This window comes from Paenibacillus silviterrae (assembly GCF_030167925.1).
Classification (GTDB): Bacteria; Bacillota; Bacilli; order Paenibacillales; family NBRC-103111; genus Paenibacillus_G; species Paenibacillus_G silviterrae.
In genome coordinates this window covers 927,813-954,033 of the sequence record NZ_JASKUT010000002.1, presented here as the reverse complement: position 1 = coordinate 954,033, position 26,221 = coordinate 927,813, and the positions used below count along the sequence as shown (strand labels likewise).

The following is a 26,221-nucleotide window of genomic DNA, read 5'->3' as shown; positions in this document are numbered from 1 at the left end:
TAAGGAAGGTGAACGCTCGTGGCTGAGCCAACACAGCAAACTGGGAGCATCTATCATTTGGATGAGAATATGAGGGTTCAAGAACATGCAGGGGATCGCATGCACTGGTATTCCCCTCTCGAAGGGGCCTTTCACGTTGCCGGATTCGCTTGGCTGCATACCGATCGTGTTTATCGCCGGCTTCCATTGAGGCCCGAGGTTATGGTGCGGTCGGCAGTGGATGATCTCGCAAACTGCACCTCCGGCGGACAAATCCGCTTCCAAACCGACTCGAGGAAGGTGTCCGTGCGAATCCGGCTTTCCGGCATTCCGGATATGTATCATATGCCTCCTACAGGAGAGGGAGGTGTGGATGCGTACATTGGCATACCCGGGAGTATGGTCTATACCGGAACGTCCCGTTTCTCATCGGATCAGTTTGCTTATGAGAGTGAGCTTTTCGCAGGCTTGTCGAACGAGGTACGACAATTTACTCTCAATCTGCCCTTGTACAAGGGAGTCGAAGACATTTGGATCGGTCTTGAGCCCGGGGCGATCGTCACAGCGCCTGCTCCATACGAATCTAAGGAGCGTATCATCCTCTATGGCACCTCGATTACTCAAGGAGGCTGCGCCTCGCGCCCGGGCATGTCCTACACTAATATCCTTAGCAGAAGAATCAACCGAGAGTTCATTAATCTGGGATTCTCGGGTAACGGCAAGGGGGAACCGGAGCTTGCTCAGCTTGCTGCGCAAATTGGGGATCCTGCTTGTTTGGTTCTCGATTACGAAGGCAATTGTAACACGGAGCTTTATTGCCGCACGCTGCCTGAGTTTATTAGAATCTATCGGGAGGCTCATTCTTCCGTCCCGATCATGGTAGTTTCCCGTATTGCGTATGGCACAGAGGCGCATAAACCGGAGCTGCTGCAGAGCCGATTGGAACGCAAGCAATTTCAGTCAGATCTAGTGCAGCGGCTTCGAGAAGCGGGAGATACCTTGTTGTTTTTCGTGGATGGATCGGGATGGCTAGGTCCGGAGCCCGCGGAAGCAACTGTGGACGGCGTGCATCCGACGGATCTCGGCTTTATGATGATGGCGAACGGTTTGGAGCCGATCCTTCGCAATGTACTTGCAATCAGGTGATAGCTCAATAACATGAAGAAAAGGGAGCCGGTCATTCCAGCTGCCTTTTTCTTGTTAACTGGAAGTAGTCTTCAAGAAATATATTAGAATTAATGTGAAGAAGCTGCCGGGCAGTAAAATTCAATTTACTATGGTACAATATGGGAATCCTAAAGGATCAATTGTAATTATGAAATATGAAGAAGACACAGAAAACTCCTGAACCAAGACTCATTAACCTAAATGTTCAAGGATATTAGTTAAGTGCTTCATTTTTGTTAATACCGATTATGTAATAACGAAAGGGTGGTAGGATTGAACACATGTTTTTTGCTAACCGGAAAACCTCGAGCGGGGAAATCAACAGCAATTAAACGAGTTATTCACCGAATTGGTTCTGAATATTTTGGTGGATTTTACACAGAAGAAATACGTAACATGACGGACCGAACTGGATTTAATTGCGTATCGCTTAGTGGTGAGAGTGTTCTTATTGCAAGTGTTGATAGTTCAAGCTCGTTAAGAGTAGGGAGGTATGGGGTTGACATAGATGCTTTTGAAAATATCGCCTTAAAGGCAGTAAGGCAATCGTTAAAAACAAAGAAGATTACAGTTATCGATGAAATTGGTTTCATGCAAATGTTATCCGATCCTTTTCAAGAAATGATCCTTGACATTATGTCAAGTTCCCAACATTTTATTTTAGCGACAATTTGTTTAGATAGCCATCCAGTGATTAACAAGATAAAAGAAAAATCCGGGATAAATCTTTATTATCTTAATGAAGAAAATCGTGAATCTATAACAGAAGTATTAGCAAATGATATTGTTAAGTTAACGGGTACTTCAACGTGATATTCACAGGACAGAAAGCCGCGATAACTGCTCCCTGAAATGATGAATCAAGTAATGTTCTCTATAAACAAGATAAGTACCTGGAGGAATCTATGGAAAAACCAGTGGTTATTGAAGAATACAACGAAAAGTGGCTTTTCGAATATCAGCAGGTCGGAGTTAGTGATTTAAAAGAAGTCGAAGAATTTATTGAACCTTTAGCAAAAATAGGCTATGAACATGTGCATCACAAAGAATTCCCTAACAGAAGATTCTTTAGATAAGGTCAATGGAGAGCAGGGACGCATCATCTGCACATATACAATTATGGAAGCGAAGAGTGGGAAAACAATATTTTATTCAGGGATTATTTAAGAACCCATCCCGATGTCCTAAAGCAATACAATCAATTGAAAAAAGAACTCGCGGAAAAATACCGTAATGATAGGGTTGCTTATACTAATGCCAAGAATCCTTTCATTACTGATGTGATTCAAAAGGCCAAATGGAATCAGCAATAAATACTTAATTCGTTACGCCATCGGTGAATGATATCTTACTATATCACAGAGGCAGTCGGTCAGTACGATCGGCTGTCTTTGTTGAATTTTCCAGCAGGATAACGTAATTCCAGGCCTAAATCATTTTTTCGTTCGTTTCCGATGTCACAAATCAGCGCCTTACGTTGTTATATGTGCAAAACGTAAAGGAGCTGAGGAAAAATGAACGACTTAACATGCGTCATCATCGGAGGCGGCCATGTAGGGCTTCATTCACTCAAAGCAATAAAGGAAGAGACTCGGGACATGGCGAACGGGCGGCGGATTCGGTTTGTTCTGATCGACAAGCAGCCTGGTCATATACGCAAAATGCTGTTGTTCCGGCCTGCCGTGGGCCAGGAAGAGATTATGATTCCCTGGACGCATTATTCATTCTCAGAAGGCGTCGAATTCGTGCAAGGTAAGGTTACGTCCGTGGACAGCGGGGGAAAACAGATTCGATATGAGGATGCGCAAGGTAATCATGCCCGCATGCAGTATGACATTTTGGTCGTGGCGGTCGGCAGTATCGTGCGGCAACCGGAATCCAATCGGGGCGGCATCGCCTTGACCGACCCACAAGCAGCGGCTGACATCCGAGAGCGCTGGCACGCCAACCTGCGAAAAGCTGCCGGTGAGATGGACCCTGGGGAACGAAAGCGACTGATGTCGATCGCGGTTGCGGGAGCGGGTATCAGCGGTGTTGAGACATCCGCCGAGCTGGCGCTTGAGATGCGGAAGGAAGCATCGTCATTAGGACTAAACCCGTCCGATATCAAGGTCTATTTGTTGAGCGGACAGAGGCGATTGTTTCTGGAGGGGCCTGAAAAAGTCGGGAAAAAATTGGATCAGGTTCTCTACGAATGTGGTGTAAAAGTACTTTACAACTGTAAAGTGATGCAGGCGGAAGCAGGGGCGGTGAAGCTCAGCAATGGCGATCGTCTGCCGGTTGGCCTATGTATCTGGACAATTGGTCTGGTCCCGAATCCGGCCCTTCGAAGCATGGGATTGCCGCTTACTCCAGATGGTCAAGTGATGGTGGATGAATGTTATCGCGTCGAAGGGGCGACGGGTGTTTACAGCATCGGCGACTGTGCGAGAATCGTCGATCCGGAAAACGGCAAGGCGGATTTGATGAGGGCCGGAGAAGGCGTGCTGCAGGCAGATAGACTGGGGAAAATCGTGATTGCCGATCTGGAGGGCCGCACCGCACCGGTTCACAAATCCGCCAGCTCGATATTGGATTTCTTCTGCATCGGCTTGGGGGAGAACCGTGGATTTGTATGGGGACGCAAGTGGGGACTTAATATGATCATAACGGGAAAGCTGGGGTGGAAAATTAGGAAACTGGCATGGGATAAGGGGAGTATGCTACGATAGTAACTAGATACCAATATCAACCAGCCGGAAAAGGTGAGACGGCAAATGGAGAAACTTTACGGTCAATATAAAACGCTGCTGTTCACTCTGGCATATCAGCTGACAGGCTCCGCTGCAGACGCGGAAGATGCGGTGCAGGACGTGTTTGTTAAGGCGTGCCACGTACAACCCGAACGTTTGGAGGAACCGAAGGCGTATTTATGCAAAATGATAACCAATCACTGCCTCAATCTGCAGAAGTCGGCGCGGAAAAAGAGGGAATTGTACGTCGGCCCGTGGCTGCCAGAACCGGTTCGAATGTCGGAGACGGATCCGCTAGAGACGACGGTCGTCCGCCGCGATCTGCTGTCATACGCCATGCTCGTACTGCTCGAACGGCTGACGCCGGCAGAGCGGACGGTTTTCGTCCTGCGTGAGGCGCTGGGCTTCGACTATTTCGAAATCGCGGAACTGCTTGGCAAGCAAGAGGCCAACTGTCGCAAGCTGTTGAGCCGGGCGAGAAACAAAATGGGCATATCCGAGGACGAGACGGTTACAGCTGAAGCAGTTGAATTGGAATGGGTGAGCCGTTTCCTTACCTCCCTCGAGCAGGGAAACGTCGATCTAGTGATGTCACTGTTGACCGAGGATGTCAAGTTCGTCGCCGACGGTGGCGGGAAAGCTAAAGCGTTCAGGCATCCGGTGCAAACGCGTGAGCACGTGGCCCGAGTACTGCTCGACGGGATGCACAGCTTAAGGTCCTATTTTCAGGGAGACTTTCATTTCGAGTTTGCCCCTTTGAACGGTGAGACCGCTATCGTAATCCGTTCGGGGGACGAAATAGTGGCCGCTTTATTCATACAACTCCGAAGCGGAATGATTTCCAGAATGTATGCCGTTCGAAACCCGGATAAGCTTGTTCGAGTTTATTCCGAAATGCCGGATTATGAAAAACCGCAAAAATTTACACCTTAAGGGATGGGTACCCGGGGTATTATAGCTCAAAAAAACACAAAGGCAGCCGGCCCACTAGATCGGCTGCCTTTGTTCATCTATGGGAGGATAATTTAATTCCCATATGGAATATTAAGGTAAATTTATTGAGGAAGGATTCCATGCTTTTTCACATTTTAGCGAAGACGATAGTATCAAAATATTTGTACCTAAAGAGAAACAAAATCGTCCCTTGAGCTTTTTGACAAGACTGCTGGCTACTATATTTATCGAGGCTAATGGTGAGCTGGGTTACGAGCTAAAAAAACACGCTCAACCTGTAACCATGGGTGAACTTAAAGATCTTTTAGAACGTCGTATGGGATTGGATGAAAAGAATAGTTCCTAAAATGGGTGGGGAAAGTTCCGTTAAAAAGATATTTTTGCCAAGTCTAAATAGAGTCCTATAATATGCATTATGTAAACAAGCGCCTATAATATTGATTATTATGAACCTTTGTCCGCTCAACTTGACAATAATTACGACCCATGGTTTGTCCAATAATGACATGTACGAGTTTACCACCCAAGTCTACAAGATTAGCCCTTGGTGGCTCTGTGGCAACTCATCCGGCTAACCCTGCCTCAAATTAGGTTCGTGTAACCTTGGCCCGTGCATTTGCCTCCGGCTTTCCTTCAGATTCTACCTCACGGTAGACACCCTTGCCCTTGGCTAACGGTAGGCGCTCGCCAGCCCCCGCTGGGCGTACAAAGAGAAAAGGCAACCGGTTCTGACCGGCTGCCTTTTTCGTTTCAACATTTGCAAAATTACGGAATCAATTCCAAGGTGTGTGAAGGTATTTAGTTTAAGGAAATGAAACTTTAATCGCTACCCGCTTCGTTGTACCAACGACTGCACTGAAGTCAGAAGTGACAATAGATTGCACATATTGGTTCGTCTCAAATTTCGAGACTAGCATTGGTACGGGATCCATTCCGGCCGGCACCCATCTGGCGCTTATCTCGTACTTGGCAATCGGCACTGATTGAAGACCTGGTCCATCCGGGGAGAAGGTTGTGACCTCCTTAATCACTTTCCCTTCGGTGCCGTCAATTAAACGGGAAACTGGCGTAAGCGTTAATTCAACCTGATCGAGGGAAAACTCGGACCATTGTTCTTTATCCGGATAGTTATATTGGATAATGACCATCCCATTAATATCATCCCAGACGAAATCCCGAATAGCGCCTTTATTTCCTCCAAAGGGGCGATCTGTAACGGATGTCAAATTAAATTTCTGAACCTTTCCTTCGAATTTACGCTCAAAGTAACTGATCATATTCCATGTCGTATTGATTTCGGGCAAATCGATCTGATAGTACCCGTCTGTATCTGTGAATGCCTCTTGATAGCTATCTCGGGCTAATTGGTTATCTGCAATAATTTCAACACCTTCGAGGGGCTTGCCCTGTCGGTCCGTTACGCGGCCTTTCACAACAAATGGCTCTACGGAAAGTTCGTTGGGCCGCGTATGGGAGTCTGAAGTAGCATCACTGCCAGCTGTATGAACAAGTGCGATACTGCGATTTGCATCATAATCGACTTTAGCACCAAGTGACTCCGATACAAAACGAAGCGGAACATACGTTGTTCCTTCCACAAGCATCGGAGGAACATCAAGCGTATTCGTCTTGTTATTCACGCGAGCTGAGACATCCCCAATGATAAGCTTAACGGTGGTGTCGCCTTTCGTGGCCGTAACGGATTGCTTCTCCTGATCCCATATGACCTCGGACTGCAGTTTTTCAAAAATGGCCCGCATCGGCACCATCGTTCTACCATCTACCAAAAGGCCGACGGCAGTAAGCTTGCTTCCATCGATCTCAATGCCGATTTCTTTGTCATGGCTATTTGCCCATGCCTGCACGCTGATAACTCCGGAAATCAAGGCCACGCTTAGTAAAGCCAGTATCTTTTTCAAGCTCATTTGCCTCCTTTTCTCCAGCTAGTCATCGTTCATCTTGCAGGCTTATTGTTTGTAGATGTCTTGCGCGTTGTTGCGGAACGTATTCCCTGCTAGATAATCGGTCGCCACATTGGAGCTCTTGATGTAGATGCCGTATTCTTTACTATTTTCAATTGTAGAATTCGTCAGGAAGGGCCCTAAATCTTCCGGTAACGTGATCCCGTTTACCGCATCCTTAATGACGACATAATCAAGCTTGAAATCCTTGCCGACATAGGGTCCTGCTCCAATGCCATCCCAGCTTCCAGGACGTTCTAGCTGGGAGGTAAAGGTAATCGGTTGATCCTTGGTGCCTTTAGCGATTAATCCACCTTTATCGTAGCTGCCCACCGTTAAGCCGCTGAGTTTTTCCCAAATGGTTACCGTTCCAGGTGCAATCGTTAAGACAGGACTGGATGGACCATCCACATAGACGGTAATTTTGGCTTGATACGGAATACTAAGTTTATTCCAAGTCGTATTGGTGTTAATCGTTGTCGACGACATGGAAGCTGCAATCAATACAACATCGAGGTCATTTCCCTTGTAATTACCATCAGGCAATTGATGCGTTCCATATGCAGCCGTTATGATGGGTGCTCCGCCACCGTTAGGGGATGTTTTGGTGCCTGTTATCGTAAGATTTTTACTCTGTGAAGATAAACGGGTATTTTCTGTTAACTGAATGCCTGCGTAGGCATTCTGCTTGAATTGCGTATCACGCACGGTTAACTCAACGGGCGAGGTTCCTGCCGTAACGGTAACGGCACCATTCTCTCCACCAGCGTACTCGATCTGGGCAAAGTCGATGGAAGCGCGGCCTTTTACCGTCTGTTCATAGAAGTGAATGCCTTTCCAAAAGCCAGGTTGTGCCCCCGCCGTATCTGCTGTTAAGATGGCTGGATTTTTCTCCGTTCCTTCTATAACCAGTCCTCCAGGAGCGTTAAGACCAACAAAGATACTCGTTCCTTTTTCAAATCGCACGACCGCACCCGCTTCAATAACAAGATTAGGGCTATCCTTACCTTCAACGTAGATATCATCCTTTACAAAGTGGGGACTTCCGCACACTCCCCATGTTTCCCCGCCAGACTTAATTGTGCCGCTGTGTACCTGTCCTCCGGGAAGGTTGCAACTGCTATCTGTTGAAACGATAGCCGTATTGGTTGTTGAATCGAAGTCAACGTCAGCACCAAGAGCCTCCGATACAAATCTTAATGGCACATAAGTGCTCCCATGGACTAATAAAGGAGGCACATCCAAGGTCGACGCACGATCATTAATCTTAGCTTCAACATTATCGATTTGTAAATGAACGACGGTTGAACCTTTTGTTGCGGTTATGGAACGCGTGACGGGCTCCCATTCTAACGTAGCGCTCAGTTGCTCAAAAATAGCTCGAAGGGGCACCATTGTTCTTCCATCAATTAAATGAGCCTCCACATCCAACTTACTGCCGTTGACTTTCACGGCTACAGACTTTTGAATCTCGCTTGATGCTGAAGCTGCACCAGCAGGTAGAACACAAACCGTGATCAAAAACACGGCCAACCATAAACGTAACCTATTCGTTTTCATGTTTATTCCTCTCTTTCTTCCGCTGTTCATTTCGCGACTTCCCCAATACTTGCGCCGGCAATCCGATCCCCCGAGTTTCCGGATGGATCCGTGACCCCATCATCCTCCTTCGCATGGATGATCAAGGATTTCCCCCACACCGAGTTGTCTTTCCCTTTCTCCAACGTAACGCCTTCAAGAAGATAATGAGCATTCACCGTACCATTCGCGGCGACCTCCAAATTTTGCAGATCCCCCAAATGATGACCATCCGGGCTGTGAAGTCCGTGCTTTTTGCTTAATGGATTGAAATGCCCTCCCGCCGTTGCAAAATCATTGCCTGCGATGGGATTCTGATGCAGATGAAACCCATGCTTACCTGGGGCCAGCCCGGATGCTTTGACTTCAATGTTCACTCCATTCTCGCCCTGCGATAGTGCAGCATGGCCGATCACGCTTCCCTCTGCGTCCCTCATGTCAACCGTTACAGCCCCAATCCATACCGTTTTCGTTGTACCATCCCATTGCACAGGCATATTCAGCATCTCAACTACTTTGCGAACAGGCACGTAGGTCGTTCCTTCGTACACGATAGATTCCGGTACCTTCTGACCATTATTGTTGTACATACCGTCCTGCGTGGTGTGGTCTTCTCCCGCGACGACAAATCGCAGTTTATCGAATCCTACAGAGATGTTTTCCGACTGCGCCAATGAAACGCTTGAAAAACATAAGGAACCGAACAAAAATACTCCAGCCCAATGCTTTAAACTTAATCGTTTCATTTCCATATGCTGGCTTCCTCCACCCATTAAAATTGTTCGACAGGAATACATGTTACAGGACGGATCTGAATTTTATATCAAGAGAATATCAACAAAATACGAAGATCCTGTGTGCAGCGAGTTCATCAATAGAAAACTACTCCCCAACCTCAACTTTTGCGGATATAATGGGAATACAAAGTAAGAATCATTGAGAAAGAAGGTATACCATGCAGCAGTTGGGAGGTCCGATCCGCATATTGGTCGTGGATGACGAGGAGCAAATGACAGCCTTCATTGCAACTTACTTAAGGAATGAAGGCTATTCCGTTACGGTAGCCCACAGCGGTTCTGAGGTGCTTCGGATGTTCGAGGAACCCTTCTCGCCAGGATTCGACCTGGTGCTGCTAGATTGGATGATGCCAGGGATGAACGGTTTGGATGTGTGCAAGCATCTGCGCAAATGTTCCGATGTTCCCGTCTTTTTCCTTACCGCAAAAACAGACGAGATCGACAAGGTGCTGGGGCTGGAATTCGGGGCGGACGATTACATTACGAAGCCATTCTCTTTAAGAGAGCTGGAAGTCCGGATCAGAGTCGTGCTCCGCAGAAGGCAGCCGCAGGCGCTGCCGTCGAAGGATGCCGAGGAGGAGCCGAGGATGCTGAAGAGAGGCTCGCTGTCTATCGATATTCCGAAACATGCTGCGTATATCGACCATCAGGCGATTTCTTTGACTCCTACGGAATTCAAGCTGCTTTGTACCCTGGCAAAGCACCCGGGCCGGGTATACAGTCGGATGGACTTGCTGGAAATGGCATTAGGCGATGAATATGCCGGCTACGAACGCTCCATCGACACGCACATTCGCAATCTGCGCAAGAAAATTGAGAACGATTTCTCCAATCCGAAGTTAATCGTAACCGTACATGGGATTGGCTATAAGTTCGGTAACCCCACATGAAAATGCGCTTGAAGCTTTTCTTTACCTTCTGGGCGTTTGGCATAGTTATTTTCCTATTATCGAATCAAAGGATGACCCGGCTTACAGTAGGAAACGACGGCATAGAGACAACGATTACAGTCCTACTGCTTGGTGTAAGTGCGATCGCGGGGGTATCCTATTTGCTCGCCATTACCTTATGCTTAAGACTCGAGATTCTGGCAGGACAAACAAAGAACGCAGTCCGGCAACATCCCGGGTTGCCGAGCGGGCTGGAACGTTCGCAGGATGAAATCGCTATGTTAACCTATACCGTCAACCTGCTCAAAGAGCAGCTGACCGAAGGTGAAAGCATCCGTAATCAACTCGTAGCAGATATTGCTCATGAGTTGCGCACTCCCCTCGCTATATTACGTGGGCATCTGGAGACGATCTTGGAAGGAGCTGAGGAATTTGATCGGGCGCACCTCATTCCCCTGCTTGATGAAACGAAACGGATGTCCCGGCTTATCCAAGACATGCAGGATTTGAACCTGGCTGAGGCAGGCAAGCTGGCACTTGACCGAACTTGGTCCCTTTTTAGATCTACGCTCGAAGAAATTGTATCGATCCTGGAGATTGCAGCGGAGGCGAAATCGATCACACTGCACCTTGATGGAGGAGGTGACGGTGAACTATATATGGATGCATCGCGGATCAAACAAGTATTCATCAACCTGATCGGGAATGCTGTCCGCTATACACCGGAAGGCGGACGGATTGATGTTCATTATAGTTACCAGCATGGACAAGTCATTGTGACTGTATCGGACAATGGGCCAGGCATCCCGCCCGAAAGCTTGCCTTACATCTTCAAGCGCTTCTATCGCGTTGAGAACTCGCGAAACCGGATGTCAGGCGGAACCGGTATTGGACTTGCGATCGCCAAAGAATTTATCGAAGTGCATGGCGGGACGATACATGTCGAAAGTGAGCCGGGTGTAGGGACGTCCTTCACCGTCACACTGCCTGTATTCCCTCCCAATCCATAATCCCAAATCGTAAGAACTACGTATTTTCTCAACATGTTTTCACTAAAAAATTGATATTTCTGGGATACACTAAACCGAAAAGCTGCATGGCCTTAGATTGGAGTGAATGGGATGAACGACTCGCAGCCCCTTCTGCAGGTTAAGGAGTTATGGAAAACCTACCCTTACAGCGACTATAAGGTGGAAGCATTGAAAGGAATCTCCTTTGAAGTTTCAAAAGGAGAAACGATCGCCATTATGGGACCTTCTGGCTGCGGAAAAACGACCCTGCTCAATTGCGTATCGGGATTGGATACTATGAATCAGGGCAGCATTTTGATCGACGGTGTCGATCAGAACGCTATGAACAGCAGAAACCGTGACACTTATAGGGCGAGGCATATGGGTTTTATATTTCAAGCGTACAATCTAATCCCTGTACTGACGGCTGCAGAGAATGTCGAGCTACCTTTATTAAGCATGGGAATGAAGCCCAAGCTAGCCCGTGAAAAATCGCTTGAAGCATTATCCAGGGTAGGACTTCGCGACCGGTCCAGCCACAGTCCGGCTGAGATGTCAGGCGGGCAACAACAGCGGGTAGCCATTGCCCGAGCCATCGTCAACCAACCGTTGATCGTCTGGGCGGATGAACCGACTGGGGCCCTCGATTCGAAAACAACTTTCATGGTCATGGATCTGATTGCACATTTGAATCGAACGGAAGGGATCACGTTCATTATTGTCACGCATAATCCAGACGTGGCCCGTTACGCCCATAGGACCATCTACATGGACAGCGGTCATATTATTCAGAATCGGGCGAACCGCGGGAGGAATTTATGACGAAGGTTGTAACTGTCATACTTGCAATTGGAGCCGGTTTGACCTTATATCTCATTTGGCTTCTTTTGCGTTATCCGCATTTGCGCCGAATGGCCTGGCGAAGCATGCAGAAGCAGAGACGCTCTATGCTGCTGACGGTAATCGGGCTAGCAATCAGCACCTCCTTCATCTCGATGACACTCATTACAAACTCGGTCTTAACCGACGGGACGAAATCCGAATTGATAAGGTTGTACAGCAGCATTGCCTACGATATCCCTTCCCGTAATCAAGCTGTAACCGATGATTCCTATTTCGATCTCGAGACGATTCGAGAAATCCGTCAACATACCACAGACGTCTCCCTCCCTATCATGTCCCTGCCTGCTACCTATATGACGAAGAGCAGCATGGGTGCGATCGATAGGCTTTCCCCTTACGTAAATACTATTGGCGTAGATGAAGCGGAAGCCGTTCGTTTCGAGCCTACCCTAAGCGCTGTGCTTGGCAGCGGGCTGCAGCGGAATGACCTACTTTTATCTTTCCATGCTGCTGAACGCTTGGGGGCAAAGGCGGGAGACACCGTATACGTCATAGACAACTCTAATAGTGAGATCAAGCTGACGGTTACGGCCGTAGTTCCGGAGCAAGGATTAACGGGCTATCCCGGTATATATCATGGCAAGGGTACTGCCCTAGTAAATTTGGATACCGCCCGCGCCTTAGAAGGTGTCCAAGGCACGTTATACACCAATCTCCTGCTCGCTGAACCGCCTCCTGCGAAATGGGAAGCTGTGCCTGTACGCGACAATTTTGTGAAGGACCGCCAAGACGTCATCTTGTTCCTCACCATTTTTATTGGCATCGTAAGCTTAAATGCAATCCTGATCGGAATCGTCCTGATTACGAATATATTCCGGCTGATTGCCGAGGAACGCAGGAATGAATGGGGCATACTCCGCACTGTCGGCTTAAGCAAGTCTGACGTGGGCAGGCTGATGATGATCGAAGGGCTGCTACTCGGCATTTTCTCCGGCGCGCCCGGTGTACTACTGGGCTTGGTGCTGGCCTACTTTTTGTTGGTTCAAATAACTGCTTCTTTCAACGATCTTCTGTTTTTGGGTGTAAACGCCCATCTGCATTTAGATATCAGTGTTGCTTTCTCCGGATTGTCCGTTTGCATGCTTATTGTATTCATTTGCGTTAAACTCATCGCCGGGAAAATAGCTAATCTGTCTGTTGTCGAAGCCATGCGTCCTGTTCAGCTCTTGCAGCAACCGGAACAAAGGCATGGAATCTTGAAAACCTGGGTGTTAATTACATCCTCTCTTTACCTGCTAGGGTGTTCAGCCTTGATCGCCGTACCGGATATCCGGAGTGATTGGATTACCGACAACCGTCTGCCTCTCATTATCGCGATGCTCTTTCTCTCACTCCCGGTTCTAGTGTGGGTCATTGTGCAGTTGCTGCCGATTCTCGGAAAAGGCATCCTCCTTGTATGTCGCAATCAGTCAGGTCTCACGCTTATGATGCGGCTTGCACTGCGCAATATGAATACGGCACCCCTCCGAACCGGCTTGCTCTTGTTCATGTTCGCCGTGGTCTCCTGCTTTCTCAGCTTTTCAATTCTTTATAGTCATTCGATTCAGATATACATGAACGATTCAAATCCAATAAAACTCACCGGCGGGCACGAGTTAGCCGCACGAGTCTGGAGGCCCCTGTATACGGAGTCTGTGCTCCGGCATATGAAGACATCGAAAGTGTACGAACAGATCAAGCCTTTTCAACTATCCGCTGTGCAGCAATTGTTCTGGAAACAAGTTCAGGGTCCGGAAAGCTCGTTTGAAATCAAAGTCAATGGCATCGACGGGAGCTTTGCAGAATCGAACGACATCCCCTTACTGGCAAGGGATAGCCGGTATGCAAGCGACCGAGAGGCCTGGCGCGGGCTGGCCACCAGTGACGAAGCGGTTATTCTCGCGAACAACCTACAGAATTACACCGGTGGAAAGGCATACCGCATTGGCGAATCATTTCCGATTACTGTCGGGGATCGCACGGTCTCCAAAACAATTATCGCTATAGCCGGCGAAAGCGGGTATCAATCGCAATCCTATGGGATCTGGCTCAATACACATGTGCTGATGCAGTTAGCCAAAAGCGAACGGGATATCCACAGCACCGTCTTTATTAAGCTGGGGTCACAGGCGGACAAGGATGCCATTGAGAAGATAAGTCAGCTGCTTGCTCTACAGAATATATCTCCCGTAAAGGATGTTGTCGAGTCTGAGAATAGCTATTACCAAACCATGATATTCATTGGAAACGTGGTGCGCATCTTTACTATCGCTGCTCTCGGCATTGGTATGATCGGTCTCATCGTGGTCTTGTACCGCCTGGTTCACCAGCGAAGTCGTTTTATCGGCATCCTGTATACCATCGGCATCAGACCGGAAACAGTGCTCCTTAGTTTGCTGCTGGAGGGTTTCTTTATTGGAAGTCTTGGTTTAGCCACTGGGTTCTTGGTAGGAACTTCCGTAAGCTATGTAACCTTCAACACGTTGTTCAGCATCGAAGGTATCGCCTATTCGCTGCCTATCTTGCGGATTCTGGCATACTTTAGCACTGCTCTCGCATTTACCCTGGCTCTCTCCTTTCTACCTGCTCGCAAGGCGCTGCTTGTCTCTCCGATGGAAGCGACGCGCACGAGCAGTTGAATCCAGGAAAAACGATCATTCAGTACATGGAAGTGGATCGACATGACCGAGCCTTTTAAATTTCCCATGAACTGATAGAATATCTATTTAGGATAAAATCGGCCATTCCTCTGGAGTGGCCTTTACGGTATATTTTATTACGGAATTTTAAACTATTTTTAAAGTTAAATTAAACAATAATATGAGTTTTAGCATCCTTTTTTCTCCAACTGGGAAAAATAGGATGGATTTTTTGCTTGGAGATAGATAGAAAGAGAACGGCCATGATGTCTTTGTGGATGAAACGCTCGATTTAGCTAACCTCGATGCACTGAATGATAGAGATGTAACCATCGAAATACATGTACATGATAGTGATCCATGGCTGCGCGCTATTTGGCCCACAAAAAATATTGTGGTACACCTATTCTTAAGGAGATTGGCTGAAGAGATCTTGGCTGTAGTAAACAATGGCAACTACAAGACACGAAAAGCGGAATTTCCTATCCAGATCGTATTCTGGATACTGTTCTCGGCCCATGTGAGCAAAGTATTGATCTTCTTCAGGTCTATATTTTCTAATCCGAATGGCTTACTAATCAAACGAGGCCGCCATATTCGTGGCAGCCTTTACTTACCGTCACCCCGTTAGACTTTAGGAGTCATGGTGTCATTTAACCGTCTGGTAAACGAGGCCTATGGCCCCAGAATCAAATGTCTTGTTTTCGATAAGTTTAAGTTTGATCGTCTCCTTGAGACCTTGGAATAACGGCAACCCGCTGCCGATCAGGACGGGAGAAACGGTAATTTTATACTCATCTATTAAATCAAGCTGCATAAGATAGTGTGCAAGCCTAGGACTGCCGAGGATGACCATATCCTTGCCTGGCTGCTGTTTGAGATTCTTGATCTCTTCCTCGACATTTTCTTTCACAAGTCTGGAATTGTTCCATTCGACTTTCTCTAACGTCGTGGAAAAAACGATTTTGGCTATGTTTTCGATCCACTCTGCATGATTTCGTTCATGCTGCGAAGCTGATGGGTTCGAAGGTATAGATGGCCAGTAACTATGCATCATCTGATAAGTCTCACGTCCCCAAATGACAGTGTCGGCAGTACTCAGAATTTCTTTCGCGTGTTTCTCCAAATCAGCATCGTAGGAAACCCAGCCAATGTCCATTGCACCGTTCGGCCCTTCTACAAAACCGTCAAGCGACGCGTGCAGAAATAGAACAAGTTTTCTCATTCTCAGTTTCTCCTTTGTTCGTGAGGGATATCTACATTATACAATAACTACATATTAGCATAATTCAACTTGGATTGTTTCTTATGGATTGCTATCTATGCTGCAGCAGAATGGCTTGCTGTTGTTTCACTCTGTTCATTTTTGTGCAAAGGAACATTTTTCCACATAAAAAAGGATTCGGGTCAAGTGCCCGAACCCCACAAGTTTTTCCACCCCTTAGGGGTCTGCAAGCAACAGTGTGTCCTCATCAACAGATCATCATACTTAAACATCATAATCCACGATGTATTGCTGCATTTCCGTATTATAATATCCTTCGCTGAATTCGATAAGCTCCCCTGTATCATCATAGGAATACCGCGTGCGTTTTAAAAACGGCGTAGAACTATCCACAAGCAAGGCATGCTCCACATAGGAAGGAGCCAAAGCAACGGTGAATTGATCCCGAAACTTTGCTAAGGGAACGTCCTTTTCCTCAAGCAAACCGTATAACGATTGCGATTCCAGATCGGACAGCTCCATATCACCCTTGCGCAAGGTCAAATAATGTGTGTAATGAATATAAGGCGCGCCGTTTAGCAAATATAGCCGCTCGATGCGAAGGCTGCGTTCTCCGAATAATCGGTGCAGCAGCGTCCCCTCTTCATGGCTTACCGCTTCCGTTCGCAGTAATTGTTTTTGAATTTTATGTCCTTCTTCGACCAAAAGTTCCGTGAAACGTTTCCAGGTAGAAAGCTTGGAGGTCGACGTATTTCGGATGACTTTCGTACCTTTGCCGCTGCTCTTCTCCAAGTAGCCTTCTTGTACAAGCTCGCTAACGGCATTGCGAATGGTAATTTTGCTTACGGCAAACTCCTGTTCTAACTGGGGCTCGGAAGGAATGTTGCTCTCAATCGGATACACCCCGTGCAATATCCGGTCTTTAATAATATTTTTGATCTGCAAATACAAAGGTTTGCTTTTTCGAGATAAACTCACTGCTGCATCCGCTACCTTTCTACATCGCCTACGGTTTCTGTGATGGCTCGAAGAATATCACTCTCGGACGACATCGGCGTATCGCCGGCAATGGTATGCGCGAGCATGCCGGCCGCCGCTGCGAAGTTGACGGCTTTCTCCTGAGAATACTGACTGAGCTCCCCATGAATAATTCCGCTCGTATAGGCATCTCCTGCCCCTATTCTATCATAGACAGGAAAGGTGAGCTTGTTTGAAAAGGCAAAGCTTTGACGTTTATACAGAAATCCTTGCAAAGAATGCGTGTTGTCGCCATTAATGGAACGGTGCGTGCCGGCAATGACAGCAATTTGAAATTGCTCCGCGACGGCGGGAATCAAATGAATGAGCTGCTCTCTGCGGGATTCCTTGTTTGTATCCATACCGAGAATCAACATCGCATCTTTCTCGTTCATCATGACGATATCAGCCATATGCAGCATTTCTTCGTAATGAGGCTTCGCCTTCGCATATCCGTTCTCTCCCCAAAGCGAAGGCCGGTAATTGCAGTCGAAGACAACGGTTCCACCGCGGGCTTTGACCGCTTGTGCGAAGCGTTTCATTTGAGCGCGGACCGTATCGTTCATGGCAAGCGTAATTCCGCAAAAATGGACGACATCCAGCTGCCCGGCAATGGAAGTAAAATCGTACGTGTCTTCCGGTGCAGTATTAAAGCTGCTTTCCAACCGGTTCGTATACGTAACTCTGCTTGGTCGAGTACCGAACCCGTTTTCCAAAAAGTACATCCCAATCGATTTGCCGCCCTGGTGCATAAATGTAGTAGCGATTCCTAACTTGCGAAGATATGCCGCTGCGGCGTCACCGAGGGGATTGGCCGGCAAGGTGGACACTAGGTAGCCCGTATGCCCAAAGCGTGCAAGCGCCGAGGCTACGTTCACGCCCGTACCGGAAAAAGAATAGCTTAGCTGGCTCGCTTGCGACAGAAGCTCAAAGCCCGGCACCTGCAGACGCATCATGACCTCTCCGAAGGCTGCGATTTTTTTAGCCATAATGATCAACCAATCTCTTCATCTTATCCAGCAGGTAGCGGACATCCTCCGCCATCGTCTTGCCGGAGGCCTTATCAATAATGGAGGAATAGACATGCGGAATGACCTGCGGTACGTTCGCCTCCAGCGCAATACGCAGGATGGCTTCGAAGTTGTCCTTGTCAATACCGCCCGTCGGCTCAAGTGCAAAGCCCGCCTCCCCGCAAGCCTCGGCGACGGCGCGCAGCTCATCTTCGCGGCTCAAACCATTCATCGGGAAATATTTAAGCGCATTGCCGCCCATATCGCGTACAAGAGCAATGGCTGTTCTCACAGGTATAATTGCATGCTCGTTCAACGCGGCGCTGACCGGGCCGGTCGAAATATTGACATAACCGGGGCGGCCGGTCGGAGACACCAGGCTGTTAATCCAGCTGTCATGCCCACCCAGGTTTGCACGCGTTGCCCCAACGGCAGGAAAGACCTGATTGAAATGGCTGCCCGGGTAATATTTCGCGATTTCTGCGACGACAGCTGCCTGACGATTATCGCCGGCGCCAAGCCCGATCGAAACCGCTTCGTCGATCGCTTGGCCGTATTCCTTCATGGCGGCTACGGCAGCTTCTACTGTCGGGTAATCCTTCGACAGCACGCCGACCAGCACGTAACCCTCCGCAGCCTCGAATACCTCCTTGGCATTGTCTACGCTGTTTGCCAGAACGTTTAAGGCAGCCCTATTTTTGTACAATCGCTTCGCTAAGCTTGCCATCCTACTTCCCTCCTACGATTTCACGAATTCTGGCTGCAATGACCTGCATATCGTCCCCTTGAAGCGGACGCGGATCGATATCGAAATAGCCTTGTCTCACGCCGTAATCACGCGTATAGATCGCGATCTCACCGTCCCGAAGCTCCGTCACAACCTGCTTGGCGGTCGTACCTGCTTTCACCGGGTCAATCTGAATCCGGGCACGAAATATGGCGCGGCCCGCCTCGTCCTGGACAACGGTAACCTGAACTCCATCCAGGTCCGCCAACGGCATTAAGGTGTTCAGCGCTGCCTTCTCTTCCTCGCTGCGGTCTTCTTTGGTCATATATTCGTCCAGGGCTTGAAGAAGTCCGAACGTAGTTTCTTTCCCAACCTTCATGCTTCGCCCGATTCCGTGCAGCTGAACCTTAAGCCAATCGATGTAAATCCGCTTGCCACCGACAATGCCTGAGGTCGGGCCTTCAATGGCCTTCGAGCCGCTGTAGATTGCGAGGTCCGAGCAGGCAACATACTTCTGAAGATCCTCCTCCGCCGCGGCATCAACAATTAGCGGAATGCGGTTACGCTGCGCGATCTCCCAAGCTTCCTCTACGGAAATCATATTTTTCTGTACGGCGTGATGCGATTTGACAAAAAGTATGGCAGCCGTGTTTTCCCCAATCGCCTCTTCAATGTGCTCGGCTTTCCCCTCATTGGCGTATCCCGCCTCGACGAGCTTTCCGCCTCCTAAGTAGACCATGGTTTCCACAGGCGCGCCATATTGCACATTATGCCCTTTCAGGATAATGATCTCATTCTTGGCGATGGGATCCTGATGCAGACGCTCGCTGCGGCGCTTATGGCCTTGGGTCACAATAGCGGCAACGGACAGCGCAATGCCGCTGGACGCCGAGTTCACGACGACCGCTGCCTCCGATCCGAGAATCCGTGCGATATAATCTCCGGATTTTTCGACCAAATCGGCGATCTCCACATAATGTTGTCCGCCTTGCTTCATTGCATTCATCACAGTATCCGTAGGTGCGGATACGCCTAATATGCTCATCCGTCCGCTTGCATTAATGACTCGTTTCAGTCCGTATTTGGCATTCAATGAACTCACCATGAACAACAACTCCTTTGGCCTCTATTCTCCTATCCGATATTCGCTGCTCCCCTTCGGAATCCCGCAGCACCGTTGTCTCATGACAAACTTTAAATAGGGTCAAGTTTGCGGCGCCTCCCTCTTGAATACAGCCCAGCTCGGGCTTCCCTAACCACTCGGCCGCATAGGTTGTGACTGCTGCGATTACCTCCTCGAGCGAATAACCGAGGTAAAGAAATTTGGAGAGAACGTATGCCATACTATACACCGGACCCTTTAACCGATTCCCGCGATAAATGTCGGTGCTGATCGTACCTAGCCGGATCTGATGGCGTTTGGCCGCTTCGGCAACCCTAAAGGAGAAGCTTGCTGTGCCGTGGCCGACATCCAGGTGAACGCCGCGCCCTATCGCATCCAACAGCACTTGCAGCGGCTTACCTTCGTCATCGAAAAGATTGTTCGCTTTTCCATTGAGATAATGGGTAATGATGTCCTTAGTCTCCAGCACAGGAAGGATCTCCTCAATACCGGGCGGTCCGGAGCCGATGTGTACCATTAACGGCAGCGAAGTGATCTTCGACAGCGCCCGCGCCCTGCGTAATGGCTCCAGACCATTGCCGCAGACCACACTTTTACTGATACGCGCCTTTAATCCTACGATGAACTCGCTATGTTCTTGAACTGCTTGCAGCGCCTTGGCTTCATCGATCCATGCAAGATTGGATAATTCGTCAATACGTTCCAGCCCGATGCGTGAAATGTTCAAAAACGCAAGCATGTGGGTACGGGCGCGCGCTCTGCTGGCCGCCAATTCTGCAATTCTGTCCGCTCCGCAGCTTCCTGCATCCACGATCGTAGTAACTCCTTGCTTGATCCCGATTTCGTCGATATCGTCACCGTAAGGCTCGAGCTCCGGGAAGGCGTGAACATGCAGGTCAATCCACCCGCTCGATACGTATTGCCCGGAACAATCGATAACAACTTTTCCCTCTCCGCATCCCGCCTGTGCCAGTTTAGCAATTTTCCCGTCGGAAATGACGATATCTATCTCTTCCCCATTCACGAGCTTCAAATTCCGTAAGACGAACCGATCGTGCATACATTTCACCTCCTTCTGAAACGATAATGAAAATTTTAAAACCTATTGCATTCACTTATGTCTTAGTTTAGCATAGAAACTGAAAAAAACAATATAACGTTATAATGTTTGTTGCGAAATCGAATGATTTTTCAGGAGGATATGTAGATGAAGCTTCGTTGGGATGGGGATTTGGCCGCTCTACGGCCCGGAATTCAAGCATTGTCTCAAGAATTGAGGTTTACCGAAGCGGAGGACGGTCTACCAGTTCGGATAGAGCTTTCAGATGGAGAACTGGAGGTCGCTCTTGAACGAGGATCAGCCTGTATCCGGTATGGGCGAAAGCATCAATTTTTCCGCGGGCTCGGTCTGCTTCTGCAGTACGGCTCCAAGGGTCAACCGTTTCGGATCCGGGAGCAGCAGCAGTTCGATACGATCGGACCGATGTTCGATCTGTCGCGCAACGGCGTGTTGACCGTAGACAGCTTGAAAAAGATGCTGAATAAGATGGCTCTGATGGGGCTAAATACTGTTATGCTGTACATGGAGGACACTTACGAGATCGACGGGGAGCCCTATTTCGGTTATATGCGGGGCCGATATTCGAAGGAAGAGCTGAAAGAAATTGACGATTACGCTGACCAATTCGGCATTGAGGCATTCCCGAGCATCCAGACGTTAGCGCATTTGGAGGAATTCCTAAAGTGGGAGCCGGTTTCGCACTACCGGGATACGAAAGGCGCGCTGCTTGTAGGCGAAAGCTTGACTGACCAGCTTGTCGACCGAATGATCGAAGCAGCCAGCGCACCGTTCCGCAGCCGCAAGATCCATATCGGCATGGACGAAGCGGAAGAGCTGGGCCGGGGCAAATATTTGGACCGGAACGGGTATAAGAACCGATTCGAGATCATGACGGGACATCTGGAACAAGTGCTGGAAAGCGCCCGTCGCCGCGGTTTGAAGCCGATGATGTGGAGTGATATGTTCTTGAAGCTTGCCTCCGGGAACGGCAGTGAATATTACGATGAAGCCACGAACATACCGGAGGACATGGCGCGGAGCATCCCCAAGGATGTAGACATGGTGTATTGGGATTACGTCCATACGGAGCAGGAGGATTACGAGAAGCTGATTGCGAAGCACCGCCCTCTCGGCTGTAATTTGGTGTTTGCCGGCGCGGTCTGGATCTTCAATACGTTTGGCGTCAATTATGGCTTATCGCTGAAGGCCTCGGATACCGCACTGCAGATATGCAAACGGGAAGGCATCCGCGAGGTGTACGCGACCATGTGGGGCGATGACGGAATGGAGGGCAATCCGTTTGCTGCACTCCTTGGCTTGCAGCTTTACGCGGAGCATGCTTACTTGGAGGATCAGCCGGAACCGGGGTATCTTGCCGAACGGGTCAAGTTTTGCACCGGCATCGATGCAGATGCTTACTTACTGCTCAAGTATTTGGACGAAACGCCAGGCTCGGAGCCGGACAACCGGAAGCAAAGCAATCCATCCAAGTTTCTATTATATCAGGACGTGTTGTTAGGGCTCTTCGACAAACAGATCGAGGGCTTGGAGATGTCACGCCACTATGCTAAGCTGGAGCAAGACATCTTAAGCCGTCGTGACAAGGACGCAGAGCTGGATTACGTGTTTGAGGTTCCACAGAAGCTGTGTGGCGTCCTGAAGCGGAAAAGCGAGGTCGGCATCGAATTGAAGCGAGCTTACGATGCACGGGACACCGAAGCATTACGGCGTGCGGCGACGGATGAGCTGCCCGCAATTACGGCCGCCGTCCGGGAACTGCGTGAAGCCCATCGCAGCCAGTGGCTCCGGATGTTCAAGCCGTTCGGTTGGGAGGTGCTCGACATCCGCTATGGCGGGTTAGTGAGCCGGTTGGATACGGCGGCAGTCAGACTGCTCGATTATGTCGAGGGCCGCATCGATAGAATCGAAGAACTGGAGCAGCAACGGTTAGTATACAGCTCCGTCAACCGGTTCAACCACAAGGGTACCGGCTGGTGCAGTTATTATTACCGGATGGCATCGCCGAACGTCTTCTTTCATGTCATGAACCCATTCTAAATATTGGGGGGCTCGTTGAGAAACGGGCTCCCTTTTACTATCAAATCGTAAAGATTCACCAATTGTAAAACGAACAGCCTTTGTCTGATCAGAGGATCAAACAAAGGCTGCATAATATGGAAGACCTACCCCTTAACCGCCCCTGCGATCATACCCTTCATAATGTGTTCCTGAAAGATCAGGTAGACAATGATGGTCGGGATAACAGCAATAGATAAAGCGGCCATGGTCAGCTTGTAATCGGTCATATAACCCGTGGCGAATACGGATAAGCTGAGCGGCAGCGTTTTTAACGCCGGCTTGCTGATGAATACAAGCGCGAACGAGAAGTCGTTCCAGAAGCGCAAGAAGGCTAGGATCGCCACTGTGGACAGCGCCGGAGCGGATAACGGCAGCATAATTCTCGTGAAAATGCCCCAATAGCCGGTCCCGTCTATCATTCCTGCTTCTTCAATATCCTTCGGAAACGTGTTCATGTAAGCCTGTACGATAAATATCGCAATGGGCAGCTCGAACGCCGTATAAGGCAGGATTAACGCCCAATAAGTGTTCAGCAAATGCGCCTTGTTCATCAAGATAAACAAGGGAACAAGCGTGCTGTGAATCGGTATTAGCATGCCAAGCAGAAACAAGCCCATGTAGAAAAGCTTAAAGCGGAATTGAAACCGCGAGAGCACATAGGCGGCAAGTGCCCCAATCACAAGCGTCAGCACAAGTGACGCTAACGTCACGATCACAGAGTTGAGCATGCCTGTGCTCATATCGGATACCTTCCAGGCCCGTGAGAGATTCTCCCACTGCCAGACGGTAGGAAGCTGGAACGGACGGGAGAAAAATTCGTCGTTCGTTTTCAGTGCACTGGCGAACAGCCAAAGCAGCGGATAAAGCGTGACCACGGCGTATATCGCCATCAGAGCATTGGCGGCGCCGACCCTCCACTTGCGGAGGCTTCCTATCCTGTTTAAGGAGGATGCCCTTACGGAATGAATATGTGCTTTCAATATCGGATCCTCCTCTTAACGATAGTCTCGTTTCATCAAATATTGGCTGCCTGCAATCAAGATCAGACTCAGCAATATTATGGTCGTGGACACGGCGCTGCCGTAACCGAACCGATAGATCGAAAACGTGTTGTTGTACATGTAGGAGGCGAGCAGCTCCGTCGAGTGCGCCGGCCCGCCGCCTGTCATAATATAAATCAGATCGAACGCTTTCAAGCTGCCTGAGATGCAGAGCACGACCGCAACCTTGATCGTATCCCAAATCATGGGGAGCGTAATGGAGAACAGCTTGCGCGCATTCTCGGCGCCGTCGATTTTGGCCGCATCTTCAATTTCGCTGGATATATTTTGCAAGGCGGCAATAAACATGATCAGATAGGGACCAATATAGTTCCAAATAATCGGCACCATCAGTGCATACATCGATATTCGCGAATCGGACAGCCATTGCTGCTTCCACGAGCCGAGTCCCAGCCGCTCCAGGAGGAAGTTCAGAATACCGATCTCCGGGTGATAAATGTAACCCCATATGATACCTACGACAACCGAGGATAACACCATCGGCATAAAGACAGCGGAACGGATAAACCGGTGGAACCATGAATTTTTAAGCAGGAATAAAGCCAAAAGAAGTGCGATCGGCACTTGTCCGAAGACCGAGGCGGCCACTACTAGCATGTTGTTTTTGAAGGAAAGCCAAAATATAGGATCCTGAAGAACCTCCAGGTAATTTCCGAAGCCAATGAATTTTGCTGCGCCTATGCCTTTCCAATCAAATAAGCCATAGTACGCCGACCAAAAAACTGGGACAATGACGAATACCAAATATAAGAGCAATGCGGGAAGAAGTCCTAGGGTGATGAAGCCCCTCATGCGGGCGGAAGTCGTCATACAGCTGCTCCTTTCGTTAAAGGTAGAACGGTTTCAGCAAGCCCTCGGGAGAAGGAAAGCTGAAACCGCGACAAGATGGGGCTTGAGCTTAGGATCGCCTGATTATTTGCCGAGCGATTTGGCTTGCGCGTCTTGAATCTTCGTAGCGATATCGGCCGGCTTGCCGCCCATCAGCAGCTCTTGTATGCCGTTATTAACCGCTTCCGCTCCGGCAGAGGTCAATACTCCATCGTAAACGGGTGTCGTCCTTACGCTGTTAACCAGCTTATATACTTCCGCGAAAATCGGAGTGACCTTGCTCGTATCGAGCGTTACCTTATAGCTGACCAGTTGGTTGCTTTCCAGGACCCGCTTCTGCGCATCCGGACCCGCCATCGCATACATCAGCTCGAACGCGGCATCCTTCTTCGCGCCGGTAACGTTCTTGCTAAGTCCAAGACCGGTACCTACGACTCCGGACAGCGTATTGGGATCCCCCTTGCCGCCCGGTATAGAAGGCAGAACCGTTGCGCCCATTTGCGCCATCGCTTCCTTGGAGGCGTTTGAGGCAAAGTTCGTCAGCGCCCAACCGCCGTCAATCATCATCGCAGCCTTTCCTTGGGCGAACATTTGCTCCATTTGCGTATTATCGATCGCATTGAAGCCTTCCTGGAAGGCGCCCGCCTTGCCGAGATCCTGCAAGTATTGGAGCGCTTGCACAAATTGCGGGTCAGTGAAGCTCGCACCGTTCTGCGCAGCCGCTTTCAAGAACCACTCGGTGCCGGTAACGCGGTCGGCTAACGAGCTAAGGATGCTTGATTGTGCGAGCCAAGCCGCTTTGTTGCCCAAAGCGATCGGTGTGATTTTTTTCTCCTTCAGCGTCTTTACGGCATTCATCAGGTCGTCCCAAGTTTTCGGCACCTGTACCCCATTTTGTTCCATAATCGTTTTGTTGTAGTACAAAATCGATGTAGGAGACAATGCCATTGGCGCGCTATAGATGTTATTGTCAATCGTAAAGCCGTCGAACGAGCCCGGCAGGAAGCCGTTTTTCCACTCCTGCTTGCTGTCCAGAAGCGCATTGATCGGTTGTAATAGGTTGCCTGCTTGGAATTCCTTCGTCATCACACCCGGCCACATCACGAACAGATCAGGCATTTCGTTTGCGGCTGCAACGGTTTTCAGACGTGTTCTGTAGCCGTCCGGCGGAATTGCTTGAACGTCAAGCTCAATGTTCGCGTGGTCCTTTTGGAATTGCTCGATGATGGAACGCATTGTCTTTGCTCGCTGATCGTCACCTGTATAGTTGTGCCAGATGGAGAGTTTAACCTTCTCACCCTTGCCTCCCTCGGTAGTTTTTCCTGTATCGGTGTTCTTCGTGCCGCATCCGGCCAAAAGCAGCGAAGTCGTAAGTGTAAGAGCTGCAGCGGTTTTTACTGTTTTTTTCATTAGCGAGACCTCCCTTGTTTGGTTACTTTTTCAGTATAGGGGCTCTGTATTCTTCTGGGCAGGGGATAAACTTCGGACGCAGGGTAGATAAT

At 49.0% G+C, this 26,221-nt stretch carries 22 protein-coding genes and 1 pseudogene; 11 read left to right on the top strand and 12 right to left on the bottom strand.

Features of this window, described 5'->3' with window-relative positions; all coding sequences use genetic code 11:
* The first annotated feature begins 18 nt into the window (after nt 1-18).
* The 6 genes and pseudogenes from QMO62_RS27540 to QMO62_RS27515 all read left to right on the top strand — a co-directional run bounded on the left by QMO62_RS27540 (nt 19) and on the right by QMO62_RS27515 (nt 5,178).
* Nucleotides 19-1,125, top strand: a complete 1,107-nt coding sequence (locus QMO62_RS27540; RefSeq protein WP_284645698.1) for an SGNH/GDSL hydrolase family protein — start codon at nt 19-21, stop codon at nt 1,123-1,125.
* A gap of 309 nt (nt 1,126-1,434) precedes the next feature.
* The gene (locus QMO62_RS27535) at nt 1,435-1,959 is read left to right on the top strand and encodes a nucleoside-triphosphatase (protein WP_284645697.1); all 525 of its coding nucleotides are present in this window, start codon (nt 1,435-1,437) and stop codon (nt 1,957-1,959) included.
* Between the two features lie 92 nt (nt 1,960-2,051).
* A pseudogene (locus tag QMO62_RS27530) lies at nt 2,052-2,459 on the top strand (GrpB family protein).
* A gap of 201 nt (nt 2,460-2,660) precedes the next feature.
* Nucleotides 2,661-3,857 (top strand): NAD(P)/FAD-dependent oxidoreductase, encoded by a 1,197-nt coding sequence (locus tag QMO62_RS27525; protein ID WP_284645696.1) that lies wholly within the window; start codon nt 2,661-2,663, stop codon nt 3,855-3,857.
* 45 nt (nt 3,858-3,902) lie between these two features.
* Entirely contained in the window at nt 3,903-4,811 is a 909-nt protein-coding gene (sigJ, locus tag QMO62_RS27520) for an RNA polymerase sigma factor SigJ (RefSeq protein ID WP_284645695.1), read from the top strand.
* Nucleotides 4,812-5,031: 220 nt separating this feature from the next.
* Entirely contained in the window at nt 5,032-5,178 is a 147-nt protein-coding gene (locus tag QMO62_RS27515) for a hypothetical protein (RefSeq protein ID WP_284645694.1), read from the top strand.
* 457 nt (nt 5,179-5,635) lie between these two features.
* Here the strand turns inward: QMO62_RS27515 and QMO62_RS27510 are convergent, their stop codons facing one another.
* The 3 genes from QMO62_RS27510 to QMO62_RS27500 are packed head-to-tail and all read right to left on the bottom strand — an operon-like array spanning nt 5,636 to nt 9,123.
* Complete coding sequence (locus QMO62_RS27510; protein WP_284645693.1) at nt 5,636-6,751, bottom strand: stalk domain-containing protein; 1,116 nt, start codon at nt 6,749-6,751, stop codon at nt 5,636-5,638.
* Between the two features lie 48 nt (nt 6,752-6,799).
* Complete coding sequence (locus tag QMO62_RS27505; RefSeq protein WP_284645692.1) at nt 6,800-8,353, bottom strand: copper amine oxidase N-terminal domain-containing protein; 1,554 nt, start codon at nt 8,351-8,353, stop codon at nt 6,800-6,802.
* Nucleotides 8,354-8,379: 26 nt separating this feature from the next.
* Nucleotides 8,380-9,123, bottom strand: a complete 744-nt coding sequence (locus QMO62_RS27500) for a superoxide dismutase family protein (protein ID WP_284645691.1) — start codon at nt 9,121-9,123, stop codon at nt 8,380-8,382.
* A 203-nt stretch (nt 9,124-9,326) separates the two neighbouring features.
* Here QMO62_RS27500 and QMO62_RS27495 point away from each other — a divergent pair, with 203 nt between their 5' ends.
* The 4 genes from QMO62_RS27495 (at nt 9,327) to QMO62_RS27480 (ending at nt 14,589) form a co-directional block, all read left to right on the top strand.
* Nucleotides 9,327-10,058, top strand: coding sequence for a response regulator (locus QMO62_RS27495; protein ID WP_284645690.1), 732 nt, complete (start codon nt 9,327-9,329; stop codon nt 10,056-10,058).
* Complete coding sequence (locus tag QMO62_RS27490; protein WP_284645689.1) at nt 10,055-11,068, top strand: sensor histidine kinase; 1,014 nt, start codon at nt 10,055-10,057, stop codon at nt 11,066-11,068. Before QMO62_RS27495 ends, QMO62_RS27490 begins: the two co-directional genes overlap by 4 nt.
* A 111-nt stretch (nt 11,069-11,179) precedes the next feature.
* A complete protein-coding gene (locus QMO62_RS27485; protein ID WP_284645688.1) occupies nt 11,180-11,890 on the top strand; it encodes an ABC transporter ATP-binding protein in 711 nt (236 codons plus the stop codon).
* Entirely contained in the window at nt 11,887-14,589 is a 2,703-nt protein-coding gene (locus QMO62_RS27480; protein ID WP_284645687.1) for an ABC transporter permease, read from the top strand. Before QMO62_RS27485 ends, QMO62_RS27480 begins: the two co-directional genes overlap by 4 nt.
* Nucleotides 14,590-15,238: 649 nt before the next feature.
* On the opposite strand, the gene QMO62_RS27475 is transcribed toward QMO62_RS27480, so the two are convergent.
* From QMO62_RS27475 to QMO62_RS27450, 6 genes are all read right to left on the bottom strand, one after another.
* On the bottom strand, nt 15,239-15,814 hold the full coding sequence (locus QMO62_RS27475; protein WP_284645686.1) for a dihydrofolate reductase family protein: 576 nt from the start codon (nt 15,812-15,814) through the stop codon (nt 15,239-15,241).
* Nucleotides 15,815-16,078: 264 nt separating this feature from the next.
* The gene (locus QMO62_RS27470) at nt 16,079-16,792 is read right to left on the bottom strand and encodes a GntR family transcriptional regulator (protein ID WP_284645685.1); all 714 of its coding nucleotides are present in this window, start codon (nt 16,790-16,792) and stop codon (nt 16,079-16,081) included.
* 11 nt (nt 16,793-16,803) lie between these two features.
* Nucleotides 16,804-17,820 carry a sugar kinase gene (locus QMO62_RS27465; RefSeq protein WP_284645684.1) on the bottom strand — a complete coding sequence of 339 codons (1,017 nt, stop codon included), beginning with the start codon at nt 17,818-17,820 and terminating at the stop codon, nt 16,804-16,806.
* The gene (gene dagF, locus QMO62_RS27460; protein WP_284645683.1) at nt 17,813-18,568 is read right to left on the bottom strand and encodes a 2-dehydro-3-deoxy-phosphogluconate aldolase; all 756 of its coding nucleotides are present in this window, start codon (nt 18,566-18,568) and stop codon (nt 17,813-17,815) included. The genes QMO62_RS27465 and dagF overlap by 8 nt, the downstream gene beginning before the upstream one ends.
* A gap of 1 nt (nt 18,569) precedes the next feature.
* Nucleotides 18,570-19,673, bottom strand: coding sequence for a DgaE family pyridoxal phosphate-dependent ammonia lyase (locus QMO62_RS27455; RefSeq protein ID WP_284645682.1), 1,104 nt, complete (start codon nt 19,671-19,673; stop codon nt 18,570-18,572).
* The gene (locus QMO62_RS27450; RefSeq protein ID WP_284645681.1) at nt 19,627-20,751 is read right to left on the bottom strand and encodes an amidohydrolase/deacetylase family metallohydrolase; all 1,125 of its coding nucleotides are present in this window, start codon (nt 20,749-20,751) and stop codon (nt 19,627-19,629) included. The genes QMO62_RS27455 and QMO62_RS27450 overlap by 47 nt, the downstream gene beginning before the upstream one ends.
* 147 nt (nt 20,752-20,898) lie before the next feature.
* Between QMO62_RS27450 and QMO62_RS27445 the strand changes: the two genes are divergently transcribed.
* Nucleotides 20,899-22,809 (top strand): beta-N-acetylhexosaminidase, encoded by a 1,911-nt coding sequence (locus QMO62_RS27445; protein WP_284645680.1) that lies wholly within the window; start codon nt 20,899-20,901, stop codon nt 22,807-22,809.
* Between the two features lie 125 nt (nt 22,810-22,934).
* Here the strand turns inward: QMO62_RS27445 and QMO62_RS27440 are convergent, their stop codons facing one another.
* The 3 genes from QMO62_RS27440 to QMO62_RS27430 all read right to left on the bottom strand — a co-directional run bounded on the left by QMO62_RS27440 (nt 22,935) and on the right by QMO62_RS27430 (nt 26,129).
* Nucleotides 22,935-23,720, bottom strand: coding sequence for a carbohydrate ABC transporter permease (locus QMO62_RS27440; RefSeq protein WP_284646698.1), 786 nt, complete (start codon nt 23,718-23,720; stop codon nt 22,935-22,937).
* 105 nt (nt 23,721-23,825) lie between these two features.
* Nucleotides 23,826-24,701 carry a carbohydrate ABC transporter permease gene (locus tag QMO62_RS27435; protein WP_284645679.1) on the bottom strand — a complete coding sequence of 292 codons (876 nt, stop codon included), beginning with the start codon at nt 24,699-24,701 and terminating at the stop codon, nt 23,826-23,828.
* Between the two features lie 102 nt (nt 24,702-24,803).
* Nucleotides 24,804-26,129: an extracellular solute-binding protein gene (locus QMO62_RS27430; protein WP_284645678.1), complete on the bottom strand. Its 1,326-nt coding sequence runs from the start codon at nt 26,127-26,129 to the stop codon at nt 24,804-24,806.
* Nucleotides 26,130-26,221: the final 92 nt, after the last annotated feature.